Source organism: Psychroflexus aestuariivivens, assembly GCF_004010055.1.
GTDB lineage: Bacteria > Bacteroidota > Bacteroidia > Flavobacteriales > Flavobacteriaceae > Psychroflexus > Psychroflexus aestuariivivens.
The window spans coordinates 13701-31719 of the sequence record NZ_RQVT01000014.1 but is presented as its reverse complement, the minus strand read 5'-3'; the positions used below and the strand labels follow the sequence as shown (position 1 = coordinate 31719).

The following is an 18019-nucleotide window of genomic DNA, read 5'->3' as shown; positions in this document are numbered from 1 at the left end:
GCCCTTGTAGATATGTTTTTCCGGAACAAAACAGAGGTGCCGAGACACACCATATTACCTGCCCACGCTGGTTTGTATTTTGTATAATGTTGTTTTGGAACTGATGGGATGTGTCTAGCTTGTTTATCTTTTGTATGCCAGTAGGGGTTTGATTACCTGCCCCCCTGTTGTTTTGGATATGGGTTTAGTAGCGGAATACTAATATTTCAGAATGTAATTTGCTAAAATAATTTCTTCTTTTTTATTCTCCCATTTTCTACAATAATATTTCTACCACCAAGAACCTTGTATTCTCCATTTTCAGCTTCCACCTCATTAATCCAAACTTTTTCCCCTTTTGAATAATAATCTTGTTCTTTTTGTTCAACCATTATTTTTACTCCATTTTTTGTTTTATAGGTAACTTGGTGAATTATTGAAGCAATTGTACTATTTTTTATAATATATTTTATTTTAGATGAATAATTTTTGTAAACACCATCCGAAACATCCTCTGCATCTATAGTTACCTTATTACCTAACTTGGGATTGTTGTACTCGTCATCATCTTGAATAATTTCAAGTGTTTTCCCTTCTAACAATGATCTTGTAGTGATATTTAGGTTCCGATATCTTAACTTTTTCAAATAAGAATAAGCATCAAGGTCTGGAATAACATTTTCATTTGCTAAAATAAAAAAATCATTATTTGTTCCATCCATTTTGAGAATCATTACACCTTCATCAATAAATCCTTCATTACAAAGAATTGTATCTGTACCTCTATTTATTAATAATGATTTAGCTTCTGGTAAATAATCCCATTTTCCAATATTTACTTGACCATTCTTTGACATTATTAATTCTTTATTTTTTTTAAAAATCAACTTCTGGATTTCTAAGTCTGAATCTATTAATGCCCAAGGTTTCTCGATAAGAATAGATTTTTTATTAAGGCTTTTGCTGAAATTTTTCAAGCCTTTAACTATATCTTGTAGATATATTTTCATCTGCTTGTTTTTTATGTGCTTAAACTTTCTAGTAATACCAAATATATATCTTTAAATCTTTCTAGTTGTATTTAAATGTTTGTAATCGGATAAATGTAAGCGGCAAGTTTTTGTTGAATGGTTTTTAGGGAGATTTTTTTGGTTTTTAGAATTTGATTTGTTGGTTTTGTGATCTTGCTGCTGGGTGTGGTGGTTGCGTGAGGGATAGAAGTGAAAATCCTGTGTTTTGTCGCTGTGTTGGTGAGGCTTGCTTTTGTGGAGCTTTTTTTAAAGATCCCACAAAAGCATAAAGACCTTGCAATTTTTGTGAGTAATTCTTGAAATAAATAAAGTATTTTACTTTAATCTTCTTCCTTATCATAAATTTTAAATCCTCACAACCAACTTAGGTTGCTCCGGTATAAAATTTATTCTAGCGTCGAATATTTTTGTAAACTACTTTTTGCAATGGTCTTTTTTAGCGAATCCACAGCGCAAATGCAGATTGGAACGGATAGCCCGACCCGGGTTTGCTTTACTTTTTTGAAAGCAAACCGGGGGCACGCCATTGTCCTTTTTAGATTGTTAGATGTCAGATTTGAGATTTGGAAATTTTTATTTGAAATTTGGTTTTGTTGGAGCCTTATTGTTTAGAAGTGATTTGGTGATATAATTACCTAATTTGGCAAATACAAACAGAATTAAAAATCCAAGAGCATTTATGTAGGTTAGCTCGAATTAGTAATTAACTGTGTAAGCAACGTTAATATATCGTATTTATATTGCTAACATCAATTGATTTAGTGAAATTCCCTTTATTATCGCAAAAAACAATCATGCCTTGTTTCCAATTCTTAATTATATGTTCATTCTCTTCATATTGTTCTGTAGTTAGCAATTTATTCAAAAATAGATTTACCATTGACTTATATACTATTAGTCTATTTACTACAGTTTCTTTTTTATCCAATGTAAATGAGATGACAGGGTTGTGTTCTTTGTTTACCAAATCACCGATAGATGAAAAGTGAATTATTTCACAATCTAGAAAATCTTTATTCCTTTTTAACTTCATTGATTGATTAAGCTCTCTGATAATTTTTTTATTGTCTCTAGATTTTTCAAGTTCATAATATGAATTATCCCATAGTCTTTTTATGATTCGGAATTTACTAAACCTTGAAATTTCTCTATCATTCAAGAAAAATGTAGGAATTAAATACTCACTAAATACACGTTTTTGGATTTCCAGAGGAAACTGGTATTTACACAAAAAATCAAAAACAAGCCCTTTTAGTAAATAATTATAAAACCCTTCACTATTTAGAGGATTGATGATTAGTTTTTTTTCTAATTCTTTTGACTTATCATCTGTGTATTTGCTTTGTTCCTTCGCATTATTTAATAAGTTTTCAATTTTTAATATTTCAAGATTCTTAAAGTGAATTTCTGCTTTTCTGCTTAGAGAAATAAAATCTTCTTTATATGTTTCAATTTTCAATTTTTTATTTGAGATTAAGTTTTCGGGGTAGGGAATTGAAACACCTAAAGCCTCAATAATACTAAAGGGAGTAACAGAGTAAGCTATATTATGCAGAGGAATATTTGTAATTATGTTGTTCTTTTTAATAGATTTTTTAAAATTTTGCAAGAATTCTCCATTTTTAGAATTCATTAATGGTCGATATATATTATTATCAAATAAATAATGGTATTTCATAACCAAATATATATTATTTATTTCTCTTAGTCGTATTTAAATGTTTAAAAGCCCTTAGCCTCTTCTGACTCCCCCGAAGGGTGAGGATTTTTACTCGCTCGTTGTATTTGTTTGTGGTATCCGTTTTACTTGTGGATTGGTGTGTGGGAGCGGTGGTGATTTGGATAGTGAGATCTGGAGGTTGGGTGATGATATTTTCAATTGAATTGTATTAAATTTGGTTTCAAAATTGTTTGGATTATGTTCGCTCTTGTTGATTGTAATAATTTTTATGCGTCTTGTGAACGGGTGTTTGATCCTAGTTTGAATGGTCGCCCTGTGGTGGTTTTGTCTAATAATGATGGTTGTGTGATTGCGCGAAGCAACGAAGCGAAAGCTTTGAATATTCCGATGGGTGCGCCTGCATTTGAGTATAAAAACCTTTTTGAACGGCACAAGGTTGAGGTGTTTTCTTCAAATTATGCTTTGTATGGTGATATGAGTAGCCGGGTGATGAATATCTTGTCTGAGTATACGCCTGAGGTTGAAATTTATAGTATTGATGAGGCTTTTTTGAAATTTGTTGGTTTTGAGTTGTTCAATTTGCAATCGATTTGTGATGATATGAAATATAAGGTGACGAAATGCACTGGCATTCCTATATCTGTTGGTATGGCGCCAACAAAAGCTTTGTCTAAAGTTGCCAATCGGATTGCTAAGAAGTTTCCAGAACGGACGAATGGCGCTTATTTAATGGATAGTGAAGAGAAACGCATCAAGGCTTTGAAATGGTTGGCTATTGATGATGTTTGGGGAATTGGCCGTAAACATAGCCAACGATTGAAGGCTTTGAATATCCATAATGCTTATCAGTTTACACAGCTTAGTGATGACTGGGTTCGTAAACATATGAGCGTAGTTGGGTTGCGTTTAAAAAAAGATTTGGAAGGCCAACCGACTTTGGATCTGGAGTCGGCTGCGGATAAGAAAATGATTTCGACGACGCGGTCTTTTCAAAAGATGTTGAGTTCATTGGAAGATGTTCAGGAACGGGTGTCCACTTATGCGATTTCCTGTGCTGAAAAATTAAGAAAACAGGGGTCGCATTGTCAGATGTTGATGGTGTTTTTGCATACGAATGGATTCCGAAAGGATTTGCCACAGTATGGCAGAAATATCGTGGTGAATACGCATTATCCAACAAATTCGAGTATTGATTTGGTCAAGTATGCCACTGCTGGATTGGAAGCGATTTTTAAGCCAGGTTATCATTATAAAAAGGCTGGTGTGATTGTGATGGGTTTGAGTCCTAGTGATCAAAAGCAGTTCAGTTTATTTAGTGAAGAAGATCCAAGGCATGACCAATTGATGTCGACTGTAGATCGACTGAATCGGACACTTGGTAAAAATAAGATTAAATTTGGTAGTCAATCTTTGGGCCGCCAATGGAAAATGAAGCAAGAGCGATTGTCACCAAAATATACCACTGATTTTAAGGATATCATTGTGGTTAATGTGTAATGTAAACGGTTTAAAAGTTTAAATTCAGTATTTATGTGTTTTCATACTTCACAGACTAAAAGCGTGGTGCAATTGGAACAGCGATATGATGTTCGTTTGGCTGAAGAAGCGTTTCGAACATCGTTTGATCAGCCACAATATCATTTGAATGGTTTTGCGCATCCTGAACTCTTGGTGATTCCGCAGGAAGAGCCTTCGGTGATTGCTCCTGGTCTTTGGGGTATTGTGCCGGATAATAAATCAGCTTCGGGTATTCAGGATTATTATAAACAAGCTGTGAAATATGGTGGCGGTTTGAATGCGCGTTCTGAAAAGTTGTTTGATCATTTTATTTATAAGCGTTCGGCTTTAAGCCGACGTTGTATTATTCCGGTTACTGGATTTTTTGAACCGCACGAGCACCAGGGTAAAAAATACCCTTTTCATTTTAAGCATGAACAGGATGAGGTATTGTCTTTGGCTGGTTTGTACACTTTTATTGATGGCGTGATGACGTTTACGATTTTGACTAAATCGGCATCGCCTTTGTTTGCTAAGATTCATAATAAAAAGAACCGCCAACCGGTGTTGCTTTCTCCTGATCATGAACAGGACTGGTTAAGTGATGGTCTGAGTGCAACTGATGTTCAAGACCTCATCGATTTGCCTTTTGATGATGGTTTGCTGAATACTTATCCTGTGAGTCGTGATTTGTTTAGCCCTAAGGTAGATTCAAATGTGGATTGGATTTTGGAGGAAGTGGATTATAGCTTTAGGCAGTAGGCTATATGCAGGAGGCTTTAGGCTGGTCAATTAGTGATTGGTTATTCGTGATTTGATTTTTGGGTTTTGAAAGGTTTTTGAGTTTTGGTTTTGTAGCGTTTTGGTTTATAATCAGTTGTTGGAGTAAGTTCTTTTCGATTGCATAACGATTTTGTTGATATGGAAACTAATTTAGTTTTATTCTGGGAAACCTGCCATTTTCGTAATACTTTGTTAGCCATAATGTAATACTTATACCAATAAAGAATTTTGTTTATCTGGATAATACATAATTTTATATTCAGGTGATGGATGACTGTCATTTTTAATTTTATCTAGATATTGTTTAATATCATGTAATTCCTTTTTGAAAAAGAATTCGTTGTTTTCACTAAGAATAAAATTAATTCTCATATCAGCATCATTATTTATACTTCCATTATTCTTAAAAAAATTAAAGCTAGCATCACATTTGAAATGGAAATAGTTAGTCAATATAAATCTTGAATGAATTCCTTCTAAGCTTTTTGGATAGAATCCTTTGTAATGTATGGCAATATTTAAGTTAAATGAATTTATTCCGCAATTTTTTAGATACCTTTCAATAACAGAATGTCTTTCTTTAATGTTACAATTTCTTTTCAGCTCAGTAATAATGGTAATATCAATTGGTTGTATAGTTTTTTTATTGCTTAGCAACATTTTTAAAAATGGAAGTAAATTCTTACTCATTTTTTGATTAGAAGAATCATTCAAAATATATTTATCAAAAATTATTAAACTGTTGAGTGGACTGCAATACTTGTCAAGTTTTGACCAACAATCTAATTTTTGATCATCTGGAATTAATTTACTTTTTGTGACTTTAAAATGAACTCCCTTACGTGTTTCAGCAAATTTTGCCCATCGCTTTTCTATATCTTTATTGTTAAGAAATATGAAACCATATTTCTCGGTAAAATTGTTTGTGGTGGAAGAATCCCGATCGAGAAAAAATAAACTATGACTAAATTTATTAGTGTCTCTGCAAATTTTGTCAATTTTAAGACTAGACTGATATTCAATAGTATTAAATTTATCAAGCATAATTTCCCAAATAGGATTTTCTTCCATAGCTACTTGAAAATCAATTTCACCTTCAAAGTCACAAATTAGATGATAATCCGAAAAATCCTGAGTTATGAAATGATATAAGTCTGACCTGACATCATTGGTTTCTTGGGTTAGGAATAGGTTATCTAAAAACTCACTTTCTACTATTAACTGTTTCTTCATTATTTTGAGATATTCTTCTTTTTTAATAATTCTAACTTAAGTTTAGTAGCTTCATCATAAAATCCATCTCCAAATTGTTGACTCAAAGCACCATTTTCTTTTATATTTATTTTTCGAATTTTCTCTTCCTCATCGTTTACATTTTTATCGGCATTGAAATAATAGATGACGATATCATCTAGTGGTATTCTTTTCTCAGCTGCAAGCAATTGAGATTTTCTTATAATATATTCACTATGTGTTTCAACAATGAATCTTACTTCAAATGTTTTTGTAGCATCTATTAGAAATTCTGCTAATAGGGATTGAAGTTTCGGATGTAAGTTAGTTTCTGGTTCTTCTAAAAGAATTAGTTTTTTAACAATATTTAATTCTATTTTCTTCTTTTTATTAGTCTTATTTTTCTTTTCTATAGGTTCTTGTAGTGCAATTCTTAATAAGATTGGTAAAAACTGTGTAATACCATAACCTAAGTCAGCTAAAGCGACATGTTTGTCTTTTTTCTTTAGATAAATCGTTGTAGCTACGCCTTCGACATTATTAAACTCAATGCTGTCTGCTATTTCAAATTTCTTTAACCAGTGGTTTGTAAATGCTATTGATTTTTCTGAAATATCTCTAGATCTATAATCAAGAATTAATTCGTTAAAAGAAGTACCTTGAGAGTCATTGGTATAAAGCCTTCTTGTATTAGCTCTTACGGCTTCTAAGTATTCAGTATTTTCAATAATTTGAGAAAAATCCTTTAAAATCCGGCTTAAAGGTCTACGAAATAGAAATTCATGTAAATCTCTTTCAACTTCTAACTCTACATTATCATCTATAAATTGTTCAAACAATTTTCCGAAAATTAAAGTTGGTTCATTGAAAAACTGTTTAGTTACATTCTTCTCTATAGAAAAATGTGTACTTAATTTAAAGTGTAAAGGTTTCTTTGACCTTTTAATTTTGTGGTCATTTCTAAGAACATCTTCTATAAAAATTTTTTTTAGAACCTTGTTTTTAGATACTGTATTGTAATCAAATTTTAATCTATGGTATTCATCTTCTAAACTACCTATGCTTAATTTTAAAAAAGATTCTACTTTATCTTTTAGAAATAGTTCAATACTCTTTAATTCTCCACTTCTCTGGTTTTGAAAGTAAGTTAGTTCGATATAAATATTTTCAGAGTTATTAGTCTGGAACTCTTTTAGAATATGATAAACACTTCTTTTTGTTGCTACCGGCTCTCTTAAAAATGATCCCATAAACCTAGAATCAGTCATGCTAGCCTCTAATCCAAACACCATACCCCTCTTATCTTCCGTATAGTTATTTAAAGAATTTTTGAATGAACCTAGATTATGTTTTGGTCCTGAGAAGTCTAAAACCTGTAGGTCATTATTACTGTTATTTTTCAACAATAGTAATGACTTGAAGATAGAACTTTTTCCAGATGAATTAGGCCCCGTTAGATAAGTAATTGGGCAAATCTCGAATTTTGTTTTTTTATCAAATACGCGGTAATTTTCTAAAGAGATATATTTTAAGTGAGACATACGGTTTTTTAAATTTTTAAATTTAGTTAGAAATGTTTTGTAAATTAACAATTTTATCATTTAAACAGGTATTATCTTATAAATTCTGATTAACGTAAAAACAAACACCTGTAGAACAATAATTTATTTGATATTCAAAATTTTCATTTATATTTTCGTCATTGTTAAAGGGGTGATTCCAATTCTCCGATAAGAAGATATCAATCATTTACTACTTCATTTTCAAATTCTAAACCGATGCTTTTAAGAAGAGAATTATATTGATCTTCATCAGTTTTTAGTTTCTCAATAATCATATTTGCTGATTTCTTCATTTCTGGTACCTCGACGGGGGTTGCCCCTCTTTCAAAAACACCAGACAAGTGAGAGTATTCATTATTTATGCGATCAGTCAATATTGTAGGTACTGGATCTGCACCAAAAAACTTTTTCAACTTCTCTATATCCTTTGAAGCATCTGGATATTTATAGTAGAGATATATTTCAAGAAACTTCCTTGCGTTATTTCCAAAGTTATAGAACACAGTATAGTTAGTGTCATCTACAGTTTCAATCTTCGCACATTTATAAACCTGTTCAAAAAGAAAATTGAACTCTGTAATGTAATCTTTCAAATATTTGGGCATTGCAAGTATTTGAGAAATCTTTTCATCTCTATTTATTAAGAAAAAAGCTCGTTGGTAATCTTGGAACTTTGAATTGGGCGGTTTCATGCCTCCAGTTAGACGTTTGAGATATTTAAGGAAATCTAGATTATGGGTCGAAATAAATAATTGTTCAAAAATGTTTCTGTCTACAATTTCAGATTTTAGCAAGCTGAAAACAAAGAAAATGTGATTACCGTCCAAACTAGAGATTGGATCATCAATCCAAATTATAGGTTTACTTCCTTTTGTATCAGTGTCTTCAAGCTTTGCCATGAAGTAGCAAAAGGCAAGTAAACTGCATTCTCCTTCACTAAGGTGATGTGCTTCATTGTCATCCCTAATCACTTGAAACCGAATTTGCTTTTGTTCATCAAATTTATCTTCAATGGCGCGTAGTGATAAGGAACCGTGACCAAAAAAATCATTCAAAAATTCATTGACTTTTTTCGCTCCTTTTTCCTCATCATTCAATTCTCTTTTTTTACTCCCTATTGCTTCCTCTTTTTTTTCTATATTTTTTGCAATTGATTCTTTATTTGTTTTGGCCGCTGTCTCCTTTTTAGCCAATCTCCCAATTTCATCTTTTTGATCAGTATATTTTATAGTAAGGAGAAAGTCTGAAATTTCTTGCAATCTCAAATTATTTTGAGCTTCCTTTTTCTTGTCACTAAGAGAATCAGAGAATTCATTTGATTTCGTGCGTATATCCTCATAATCATCCCATACTGAAAGAATCTTCTTTGAATTGTTAGTTGGGGTATCAAGATCAAAAGGGTGAATTAGGTCATTTTTCCTTTTTTTTAACTGTGTTAAAATGCTGTCTAAGGAAACGGTGTAAGTCTTTGAACTTTCAGAAAATGAATCAATCAAAGAATCAATTTCTGTGTGGAAATTAGAGTAGAACAAATTTTTACTTGGTTTGAATGCCTCCTTTATAAATTGTTTTATTGTTTTGATCCTTTCAATCAGTTCGTCAATTGATTTTTCAAGTCTTTCTGACTCCTCATCAAAATGCTTTTCGAGTAATTCCCATCTATTCTCAGAAATTACATTCCCGCAAAATCCACACTTGTCTCTTTTGTTTTTATGATGTACTCGGCCTTCCTTGACCCATTTATTTAGCATTGCATTTTTAACCAGTTCTTCAATTTTACCACTTTCGCTAACTGGCCTTTTTACAAGTTCTTTCGCTTCCTCAATGAAACTGGAAAGTTTCAGATCAATTTTGGATGATGCTGGAATTGGCTTCAAAGTATTTTCATCCAGAAGTTTCTCCAGTTCTTTTTGCTCATTATTAGAGAGGGCCTTATAGTCATCCTTCAATACGGTTTTAATGTCTTTGTTTAGTTCCCGGATATCGTAATTCTGCTTTCCGTATTTGGCAGAATTGTACTTGATGCTGGTTTTACCTCCTGTTGTGGCTTTTGAACGCAGCTGTTCATTAAGTTTCTTATCAGCACTATCATGGTTCTTCTTTGCAGTTTCATAATTCTTTTCCGCTTGAATAAGGTCTTTGTATAACCCTGTTTGTTTGCCCTCTTCATTAATTCCTAACTCAGATTCTAAGGTCTTAATTTCTTCTTCGATTTTGTTATTGTCATCACCAAGGATTGCAAAAGGCTCAATGCTTGCGTCAGGATCAACTATGAACTTCAAGTTTTCTCTAACAAAGTCTTCATTAAAAACACGGATTTTTTTGGAGTGTCCATTTAGGTTTCCATTTGAAACATCCGATTCCCCTTTAATTGATACGGTAAACTCTGGGTTGACATACTTATCTGAAATCTTGTTTAATTCCAATGCTCGAAGTATTCTAGATAGAGTTGTTTTACCGGAATAGTTTCGCCCATAGAATATATTTATGTCTTTGAATTCTTTGACGGATCTATTCTTCTCTTTGACAGTCTTATCCCATTCAAAATTCTGAAATACAGCAAGGTTCTTAATAGATTTAAACTTTGTAATCATATCGTTTTCCTTTTATTTTTAATTCAACAATTTCATCTATCAAAAACTTCATCAAAATGTGGTAGAACAGTATCATGTTTTTTTTGCCTTTTGATTAAAATTATTCTGGGATTGCATAGTGTTTTTGGTTTCCTATGTTGGTTCTTTTAGCATGAAGCCCAAATTCTTAATATTCCCAAATATATATTATTTAAAATTTATAGTCGTATTTAAACGTTTAAAAAGCCACCTCTAACTTCCCCAGAGGGGGAAGATTTTTTACATTATCTTGATATTTATAGGGTTTTGGGTTGATTTATGAGTGGTGTCTGTTGCTTCAATTTTGTTTTTAAGTTGTTGGCTCCTAAGAAGTTTGGTTAGTTAGGTGTAATGTTTTATTTCTAGTATCTATTTTTCAAATTCAGGATAGCTCTTCAATAGTTCTGCAAGTCTTTCTTGTTCAGTTTCACCAAAATTATTTACTGAGTATATTTCTTCACCATCTGCACCGTCGATTTGGGTAACTTTAGCTGTTAAAATTGCATCTTTTGGTGCGCTTACATCTGCCCAATTGCTAAGCATGTTCGGAGATAAATACCAAGTTACTTCCTCGCCAGGCTCGAGACCTCCAGGGATGGAATAATTAAAATCGTCTTTAATCCATGGAACACTTCGCTCAGGACTTGCTAAGGTTCCTGTAAAATATGCGCGAGATACTGCTTTTTCAGTATTATTTATGACTGTGAGTTCAATAACTGGTTCTTCTGTAACGTAATAAGTTCCGGACTTCCTTTTATAAAAACGAGAACGCTTGACTTCAAATTTTTTAAGTGCTTTTTTGTCCTTTTGGGCTTGTTCTTTCTTTTGTAGAAGCTCCTGAATTTCTATTTTAGCCTGTTCTTTTTTCTTGCGTTCTTGTTCTGCTCTGATTTCTTCAGCCAACCTAATAATTTCGTCGGCAGACTTGCCATCAATTTTAGCTTTCATTCCTGACAAACCCTCATCCACACTGGTGTCGCCTTTCATCAGATCACCAAGGTTGATATCACTTAACATGACCAGTTGTAATGCTGAAGTAAATTCTTCTTTTTTTTCATCTGAAAGGTTTTGTTTTATTTCTTCTAAAGAAGCTTTCATTGCTTCATCTGAAGACGCATCGATTTTTTTGGTGCAAGCCGTCAAAGACATTACAACAAATGCTAATACATAAATAATTGATTTTTTCATTGTGGTTATTTTAAGATTATACCACAAAGATGAAACCCATGTATGCAGCCAACATGCACAGTTAGCTATTTATTACTATGCGCCTTTATTCCCTTCATTGAGTGAACTTACAATCTCAAAGATATTATCTGCTTGATCTTCACTGAAAACACCATCAACACCTTGGGAATGAAATTCTTTAAATGGCGCTTCATACAGCTTTTCTGGGTTTATTTTGCCATTGGATGTAAAGAAGGATTTTAAGGTTTCTACAAATTTTATTTGCTCAGAGTTTAATTCGTACTCATTGATAAAATTTGCAAAAGCTTGGTCTACTTTTTTAGGAGAAAATCCCAATAGTGAAACAATTAAGGTTTTAATGTCTATTTTGCTACCCAATGCTTTTTCCAACTTTTCTTTTTCTTGTTTATTTTTAAATAAAATATTTTCAAGACTTTTTATCTCTTCATCAGTTATGGGTTCACCATTCCTTATTCTTGAAATGACTATGTTATCTTTATTGTCTTGAATAATTTTTTCTAGACGTTTGATGTTATTGGTAAAGGGCGTTGGTGTTTTGTATTCTTCTCCTTCATCATTTACACCAAAGTCCTTTATTTTAACTTGCAATTCATCAAAACTATCTTCAAAATTTGTCGTTACATAGCGCTGGTCTTCTTTATCGATATACACTAATAAATCTCGAATGTTAGTCCTTATTTTTTCAAGGTGCTTAAGACCATCGTTTAGCCAAAAATATTCATTTAATGGTAACTGTATTATATGTTCTTTTTGTTTTACTGCTGGAATGCTTGTTTTTTTAAGCAACTTTTGCGACAAAGCAGCAACTTTACTAATGGGAATGTTTAGTTGCTCCTTAAACTGAGCAGATTCTGGTATTTCCATCCGTTTGATCATTAAACTGTAAATGAGTTTATCGTAAAAACGCGCTAAATCATTTTCTCCTTGAACTGGTTGTATTAGTGGTGCTATCGTATCTTTAATGGTTTTAATTTCTGTTTCGGAAAGGTAATTCCAAACTGCTCTATTGTTTTCGCCAAATTGAATGACTTCTTTAAGATGCATGCGGACGTCGAATCTAGATTGATCTAAATTTACAACGGATTGATGCAAGCTGTCTAATAGATTTTCTCTGAATTGTTTTAGCTCAGGATCTTTTTGAAAGTGGTTTTGTTTTAAGTATTCTGATAACTGAAGTTTGATATGGAATACTTGTTCTGTTATGCTTTTTTGCACACTAGAATTAATACCTTTTGGGTTTTCGCTAAAAAACTCAAAATTTCCAAATAGGTCAAAAATCAAAAATTTGTCCTTGTCTTTTCCTGGACCAAATAAGTCTGGTCTTAAGCGTGAGCCACGGCCAATCATTTGCCAAAATTTAGCATAAGACTTCACTGGTTTATAAAACAACAGGTTAACACAGCTCGGTGCATCTATACCGGTATCCATCATATCTACTGAAATGGCAATTTGTGGCAGGCGATCTTTTTCTTCATCACAAAAACGCTCGATAAACTCTTGTGCTTTAGGTTCACCGTGGGTAATTACTTTAACATAGTCGTTCCCAAATTGTTGCTTATCCATTTCCAGAAGCATATCCTTTAAAAATTGTGCATGCTTCCTATTTCGTGCAAAAATGATGGTTTTACCTATTTCATCGCCTCCACGTTTTTTTATGGCATGTTTTAAAATATAGTTAAGCGTTTTAACGGTTGTATCTACATTAAATAACCAGTCGTTGAGTTGGTTTTCAGGAATCCACTCGTTTCCGGTGGCTTCTTCGCCATTTAGAATTTCGCTTTCAAATTCTTCTTGCTCTTCTTCAGAAAGGTCTTCGTATTTAATACCTGTGGTTAAAAATTTAGTAGGTACTTCAATGGAACGGTAAGGTGTTAAATAATTTTCCTTTACTGCTTCTTCGAAACTATACGCATCGGTAGGCGACTTATCTGGCAAACCAAATACTTTATACGTATTGTGGTCTATGGTTTCTTTTGGGGTGGCTGTTAGCCCAAGCAGTAGGGTATCAAAATATTCAAATATGGCTTGGTATTTTTGGTATATCGAGCGGTGGGCTTCGTCTATGATGATTAAGTCGAAGTGCCCCACTCCATAAAAACGTTTTTCTTGGTCTCTTGAACCATCTATTAAGCCTATAAGTGTTTGGTAAGTTGAGAAGGCTATCCTTGCATCTGGATTGTCTTTTTCTTCAATTAAATTAACACAAGAGTGGTCGGGTAAAAGTTTAGTAAAGTTTGATTTAGCCTGTTTTACTAAGCTTACTCTATCGGCTAAAAATAAAATGCGTTTAGCCCAGTTGGCTTCTAGCAACAATTTTGAAAAAGCAATGGACGTTCTTGTTTTGCCTGTACCTGTTGCTAATACCAATAAGGCAGCTCGGTTTGTCCCAATTAATTTATCGGTTGCTTTATCATTTCCTGTGATGTGTTCTGCAATACTTTTTATAGCACGCATTTGGTAGCTACGACCAGCTATTTCTGTATCTATTTTTAATTTTCTGATGTCTTTGCGGTTATTGCGTCTATACATCAATGTTTGCAGTTCATTTTTGGTATATACCCCATGAACTTGTCTTGCCGCTTTATAGAATTGATCGTCCCATAAATAGGTTTCGTAACCATTGCTGTAGTACATTACTGGTCTTTGACCGTGCATTAGTTCAAGTGCATCAGCATAAAGTTGTGCTTGGTTTTCGCCAGACTGTACATTTTCCATGGCTTTTTTAGCTTCAAGTAGGGCTAAAGGTTTGCCATTGTCATCCCAAAGTACATAATCTACATAACCCAAGCCAGAAGGATTTGTAGATTTAGGCATGTGTATGACTTTGTATTCTTTATCGTTTGCTCCTTGCAAATCCCAACCCGCTTCACGTAACATGACATCGATTAACAACTCGCGTGTTTGCTTTTCGTCTCTTGGGTGATGGGTTTTATCTTCTGTATTAGCTTCTTCTTTATTGGCCTTAAATGCTTTTTGTTGTTGTTGAAGCTGTAGTTTATAAAGCTGGTTATCTTCTAGAAGTTTTTCTTTCTTTTCTTCGGCTTCTGCTAAGTATTTTTGATATTCTTGATGTTGCTTTTCGAGTTTGTTTTGTAAGTTTTCGAGTTGACGTTTTGAGATTTTAGTTTCTTCTTTATTGGGGATTATCTCCCAGTCGAAGGCTTTTGCTATGCTTATCTCCCTATCACTGTAGGCTTTGCCAAACCATTTAAGGAATAAAAATAACTTTTCTATTACAGTTAAAGCATCAGCTTCATTAACGGGTTTGTTATGAGAAGCTAAATTTCCTAATTTTCTTACAATGTGCAGGTCGCTATAGAGTTGTTGATTGAACTGCGCTTTAAATTCGGGTTGTTGCATTAAATTAAACAGCGAAGTATCGTAAGGTTTTTCTAGTTCGTGATCGTTGCTGTACATCCAATTGATGGCCATTTCTAACGACATGCGTGCATAAAAAAGCGATGTACGTGATTCGTATCTGGCTTTTTCTTCAGCGGTATGTGCCAAGTTGTAGAGTTCTTGAAAAGTGGATGCTAAAAAACTAAAGTTGGATGTCATTTCTAATTATTTATTCATTAGTAGAAAATATGTTGTTATGGTATTTTTTAATGGCGCTTACCCTTTTAAAATCATATTCCCAATCGCTATTATCTAATAAGTTAATTTCAAATTTACAACTTGGACATTTAAAGCTTGAAGGTTCTTCACTAAATTTCTTAAATGGTTCAGATATAAATTGAGTATCTTCACCAGAATCAATATCCGGCACTTGAAAACCATTTCTTTTCAAACCCTTTAATGATTTATAAAATACTTCCATCTCTAAATTACCTCTGTTCCATCTAAACCACCATTTTCCATCATTACTTCGTTTTCCGTAGGCTTGTATAAAAGGACTGCCGCATTGATCAATAAACCATTGTAATTGTTTATCGTATAACTCTTTATTCTTACTTATTCCTTCTGTTTCTGTTCCACATTTAGGACAGCATATTATGCCTAAATCTTTATGCCCTTCATCATGACAAGTATATTCTTGACCAGTTCTTTCAATAATATATTTACGTCCATTTATTTTTTCAGTACTGCAACAACCGAAGCAATTTTGACATATATACCAACCGCAATTCTTTCCATCTTCTATTGACTCTGGTTTACACTTTACAGTATCTCTGCTGTCTATTATACCCTCACACTCCCCATTCAGACAATGGGATAAATAGATGTTTTTATCTGGATTCTCACATTCATTATTATTACAAGAAAACCTGCTTACACCATAAAAACCATAATTACCTTGACCATTTGGTTTTAAAATTGATTTACAATTTCTACAAGTCAAATGTTCTAAAAATCGGTTCACTCGATTAATAACATTAATAACTATTTCATACTGAACTTCTTGATATGAAATATTCAATATTTTAAGTGCATCTTCTAAATTATATTGCATCCAATCTTTTGGTTGATGAGTTTTCCGACATGGATTAAAGCATTTTGAATTTTCACACCACCAAAACTCGAAATTAGACTTACGGCATAAACTTGGGGAACCTGTTTGTCTATTAATTGCCTTTCTACCATCACAAAAATTTGCAAATCTTGGAATTCTATCGGTTTTTTTAAGTTCGTAACTAGTGTTTTCAAGCTCTTCATCTGTACCCTCCTTTTTTTTAATGATAGTCCTACCAGAACATTCTTCAAAAAAGCCATCAATAACTAATAAATCATCTGGTCTTTTAATATGATTTGCAATGATGTCAAACAGTGTTTTTCTTTTAGTAATCTCATTATCAGATAAGTCAGACATTATTTTTAGAACAATACTTAATGTAAAATCCAATCCAATCCCATCAATATTTTTAGCATGTTCGCTAGTAGTATAATCTATAGTGGTAATTCTTTTTAAATCATCTAAAGTCAGCTGCAATTGATTAGTGGCTTTAAGCATAAGTACTTTTTTGAAAAATACCTTTTGCAATTTGCTGTTTAGTAAGCCTGTATAGATAACGGCATCATCGAAGTTAAGTGTATCTGTATAATCTAAAATAAACCACTGGAGTTTTAAATAATCATCAGATTTTGAATATACAGTATCAAAAAAACTTTGGCTTAACACATCGTCCTCAACTTGATCAATGAATAGTTTTGAAAGTTGAAAATCTCTATGAGATTTAACTACACTTTTTTCAAAATGAATTTTAGAAAACAAATCTCTCAATTCTTGATTAGAAGCAATCTCAAATATCTCTTTGAGTTCTTTGCTAAGATTTTCATGGTCTATAGTTTCTTTATAGAGTTCCACAATCCTATTGAAGATAATATTTATTGGAGAGAAATTTATTAATTTGATAGTCCAAAAATAGATAATCTGAGCATCTGTAAATTTAGTATAATCTATCGTAATGTCCTGATTGACAAATTGCTTCAACACTTCTGAAAGTTTAATATTTGAGGTATTGCTTTCAATACTGTTATCTAAGACTTCATTCAATACAATATCTTTTTCAGTTTTAGTCAAGTTATCTATAATTGAATAGGAATTGGTTTTGTAAATATGATCTATAATCGATGATTTTATTAGGTCTAAAGGAAAAGTTACTGATGTATTTTTCCAGAATTTAAATTTTTCATCAAGATTGAATTCATTTTTGACTTTATCTGAAATTTTGTTTAAGACATTAATGTTGCCTTTTTCACAGAAATTATAAATAAATACGGCCTGATCAATATGAGACAAATTACTTGACAGAAAAGCTAAAATATAATTTGAATAATCTGCACTTGAAATTTGATCGGCCTGTTGCCTTATTTGATCTAAAGCTTGAGCGTAAATTCTTTGATTATCCTTGATTAAACATTCAAAAAGCAAAAATTCCAAATCTTCTTCGTCTTCAATCCTGCAAACTGTTTTCGCCCTTAACTTTGTCCTTTGTTCAATTTTAGCAATTGGAATTTCCACCACCAGATCATCATGTTGATTAATATCATAAGGACTGATGCCTTTGACGGATTGCGAGCGAAAATAAATGTCAGGTAATCCATTCCAACTTATATAGCCTTCTTCAATATCTGTTTGATTATTATAAAACCATTTTAATTTTCCTATTAGTTTATAGCTATTTTTATCCTTAAATACATTTTTGAATGATTCCAATCTTATATTTTCATGTTTTCTCATATTAGATATATTTGAATCAATTTTGAGTCCTTTTTAGCTTACTGCAAGAATTTGAAGTATTTTATTAGAATTTTCATTCATATTATTTTCACACCAACTCCCCCTTAAACGCCTTTTGCAACAAGGTCTGAAATAAATCTTCATTTGCTTAGAACACTAACTTTGCTGAACCTTAATGTGTTGTATTTCAATTGATTTTATCTTTTCCTTATATTAGAAAAGTCAACTATTTACGAATTATCAAGATAAGC

Annotated in this window: 12 protein-coding genes; 2 read left to right on the top strand and 10 right to left on the bottom strand. The window is 32.4% G+C overall.

The features are described 5' to 3' along the window. Window positions 1–221 precede the first annotated feature (221 nt). The 3 genes from EIG86_RS02490 to EIG86_RS02480 all read right to left on the bottom strand — a co-directional run bounded on the left by EIG86_RS02490 (window position 222) and on the right by EIG86_RS02480 (window position 2688). Complete coding sequence (locus EIG86_RS02490) at window positions 222–989, bottom strand: hypothetical protein (RefSeq protein ID WP_127844570.1); 768 nt, start codon at window positions 987–989, stop codon at window positions 222–224. 145 nt (window positions 990–1134) lie between these two features. Then, window positions 1135–1350, bottom strand: a complete 216-nt coding sequence (locus tag EIG86_RS02485) for a hypothetical protein (protein WP_127844569.1) — start codon at window positions 1348–1350, stop codon at window positions 1135–1137. Window positions 1351–1731: 381 nt separating this feature from the next. Continuing rightward, the gene (locus tag EIG86_RS02480) at window positions 1732–2688 is read right to left on the bottom strand and encodes a hypothetical protein (protein ID WP_127844568.1); all 957 of its coding nucleotides are present in this window, start codon (window positions 2686–2688) and stop codon (window positions 1732–1734) included. 240 nt (window positions 2689–2928) lie between these two features. On the opposite strand from EIG86_RS02480, the gene EIG86_RS02475 reads away from it, so the two are divergent. Together EIG86_RS02475 and EIG86_RS02470 are read left to right on the top strand one after the other, a co-directional pair. Beyond that, window positions 2929–4188, top strand: a complete 1260-nt coding sequence (locus EIG86_RS02475; protein WP_127844567.1) for a Y-family DNA polymerase — start codon at window positions 2929–2931, stop codon at window positions 4186–4188. Window positions 4189–4221: 33 nt separating this feature from the next. Continuing rightward, on the top strand, window positions 4222–4950 hold the full coding sequence (locus EIG86_RS02470; RefSeq protein WP_127844566.1) for an SOS response-associated peptidase: 729 nt from the start codon (window positions 4222–4224) through the stop codon (window positions 4948–4950). Window positions 4951–4991: 41 nt separating this feature from the next. Here the strand turns inward: EIG86_RS02470 and EIG86_RS02465 are convergent, their stop codons facing one another. The 7 genes from EIG86_RS02465 to EIG86_RS02435 form a co-directional block, all read right to left on the bottom strand. Next, window positions 4992–5171: a hypothetical protein gene (locus EIG86_RS02465; RefSeq protein ID WP_127844565.1), complete on the bottom strand. Its 180-nt coding sequence runs from the start codon at window positions 5169–5171 to the stop codon at window positions 4992–4994. Window positions 5172–5181: 10 nt separating this feature from the next. Next, window positions 5182–6204 carry a hypothetical protein gene (locus EIG86_RS02460; RefSeq protein ID WP_127844564.1) on the bottom strand — a complete coding sequence of 341 codons (1023 nt, stop codon included), beginning with the start codon at window positions 6202–6204 and terminating at the stop codon, window positions 5182–5184. Next, entirely contained in the window at window positions 6204–7745 is a 1542-nt protein-coding gene (locus EIG86_RS02455) for a DUF3696 domain-containing protein (protein ID WP_192901697.1), read from the bottom strand. The genes EIG86_RS02460 and EIG86_RS02455 overlap by 1 nt, the downstream gene beginning before the upstream one ends. A 200-nt stretch (window positions 7746–7945) precedes the next feature. Then, window positions 7946–10360, bottom strand: a complete 2415-nt coding sequence (locus EIG86_RS02450; RefSeq protein WP_127844562.1) for an AAA family ATPase — start codon at window positions 10358–10360, stop codon at window positions 7946–7948. A 387-nt stretch (window positions 10361–10747) separates the two neighbouring features. After that, window positions 10748–11566 (bottom strand): DUF6694 family lipoprotein, encoded by an 819-nt coding sequence (locus EIG86_RS02445; RefSeq protein ID WP_240032159.1) that lies wholly within the window; start codon window positions 11564–11566, stop codon window positions 10748–10750. Window positions 11567–11641: 75 nt separating this feature from the next. Next, window positions 11642–15145, bottom strand: coding sequence for a DEAD/DEAH box helicase family protein (locus EIG86_RS02440; RefSeq protein ID WP_127844561.1), 3504 nt, complete (start codon window positions 15143–15145; stop codon window positions 11642–11644). Between the two features lie 10 nt (window positions 15146–15155). Then, window positions 15156–17768, bottom strand: coding sequence for a hypothetical protein (locus tag EIG86_RS02435; protein WP_127844560.1), 2613 nt, complete (start codon window positions 17766–17768; stop codon window positions 15156–15158). Window positions 17769–18019 lie beyond the last annotated feature (251 nt).

What these genes read in the sequence shown, in the direction of transcription:
- EIG86_RS02490 (WP_127844570.1), bottom strand. Translation starts at nt 989, where the DNA reads ATGAAAATATATCTACAAGATATAGTTAAAGGCTTGAAAAATTTCAGC.
- EIG86_RS02485 (WP_127844569.1), bottom strand. Translation starts at nt 1,350, where the DNA reads ATGATAAGGAAGAAGATTAAAGTAAAATACTTTATTTATTTCAAGAAT.
- EIG86_RS02480 (WP_127844568.1), bottom strand. Translation starts at nt 2,688, where the DNA reads ATGAAATACCATTATTTATTTGATAATAATATATATCGACCATTAATG.
- EIG86_RS02475 (WP_127844567.1), top strand. Translation starts at nt 2,929, where the DNA reads ATGTTCGCTCTTGTTGATTGTAATAATTTTTATGCGTCTTGTGAACGG.
- EIG86_RS02470 (WP_127844566.1), top strand. Translation starts at nt 4,222, where the DNA reads ATGTGTTTTCATACTTCACAGACTAAAAGCGTGGTGCAATTGGAACAG.
- EIG86_RS02465 (WP_127844565.1), bottom strand. Translation starts at nt 5,171, where the DNA reads ATGGCTAACAAAGTATTACGAAAATGGCAGGTTTCCCAGAATAAAACT.
- EIG86_RS02460 (WP_127844564.1), bottom strand. Translation starts at nt 6,204, where the DNA reads ATGAAGAAACAGTTAATAGTAGAAAGTGAGTTTTTAGATAACCTATTC.
- EIG86_RS02455 (WP_192901697.1), bottom strand. Translation starts at nt 7,745, where the DNA reads ATGTCTCACTTAAAATATATCTCTTTAGAAAATTACCGCGTATTTGAT.
- EIG86_RS02450 (WP_127844562.1), bottom strand. Translation starts at nt 10,360, where the DNA reads ATGATTACAAAGTTTAAATCTATTAAGAACCTTGCTGTATTTCAGAAT.
- EIG86_RS02445 (WP_240032159.1), bottom strand. Translation starts at nt 11,566, where the DNA reads ATGAAAAAATCAATTATTTATGTATTAGCATTTGTTGTAATGTCTTTG.
- EIG86_RS02440 (WP_127844561.1), bottom strand. Translation starts at nt 15,145, where the DNA reads ATGACATCCAACTTTAGTTTTTTAGCATCCACTTTTCAAGAACTCTAC.
- EIG86_RS02435 (WP_127844560.1), bottom strand. Translation starts at nt 17,768, where the DNA reads ATGAGAAAACATGAAAATATAAGATTGGAATCATTCAAAAATGTATTT.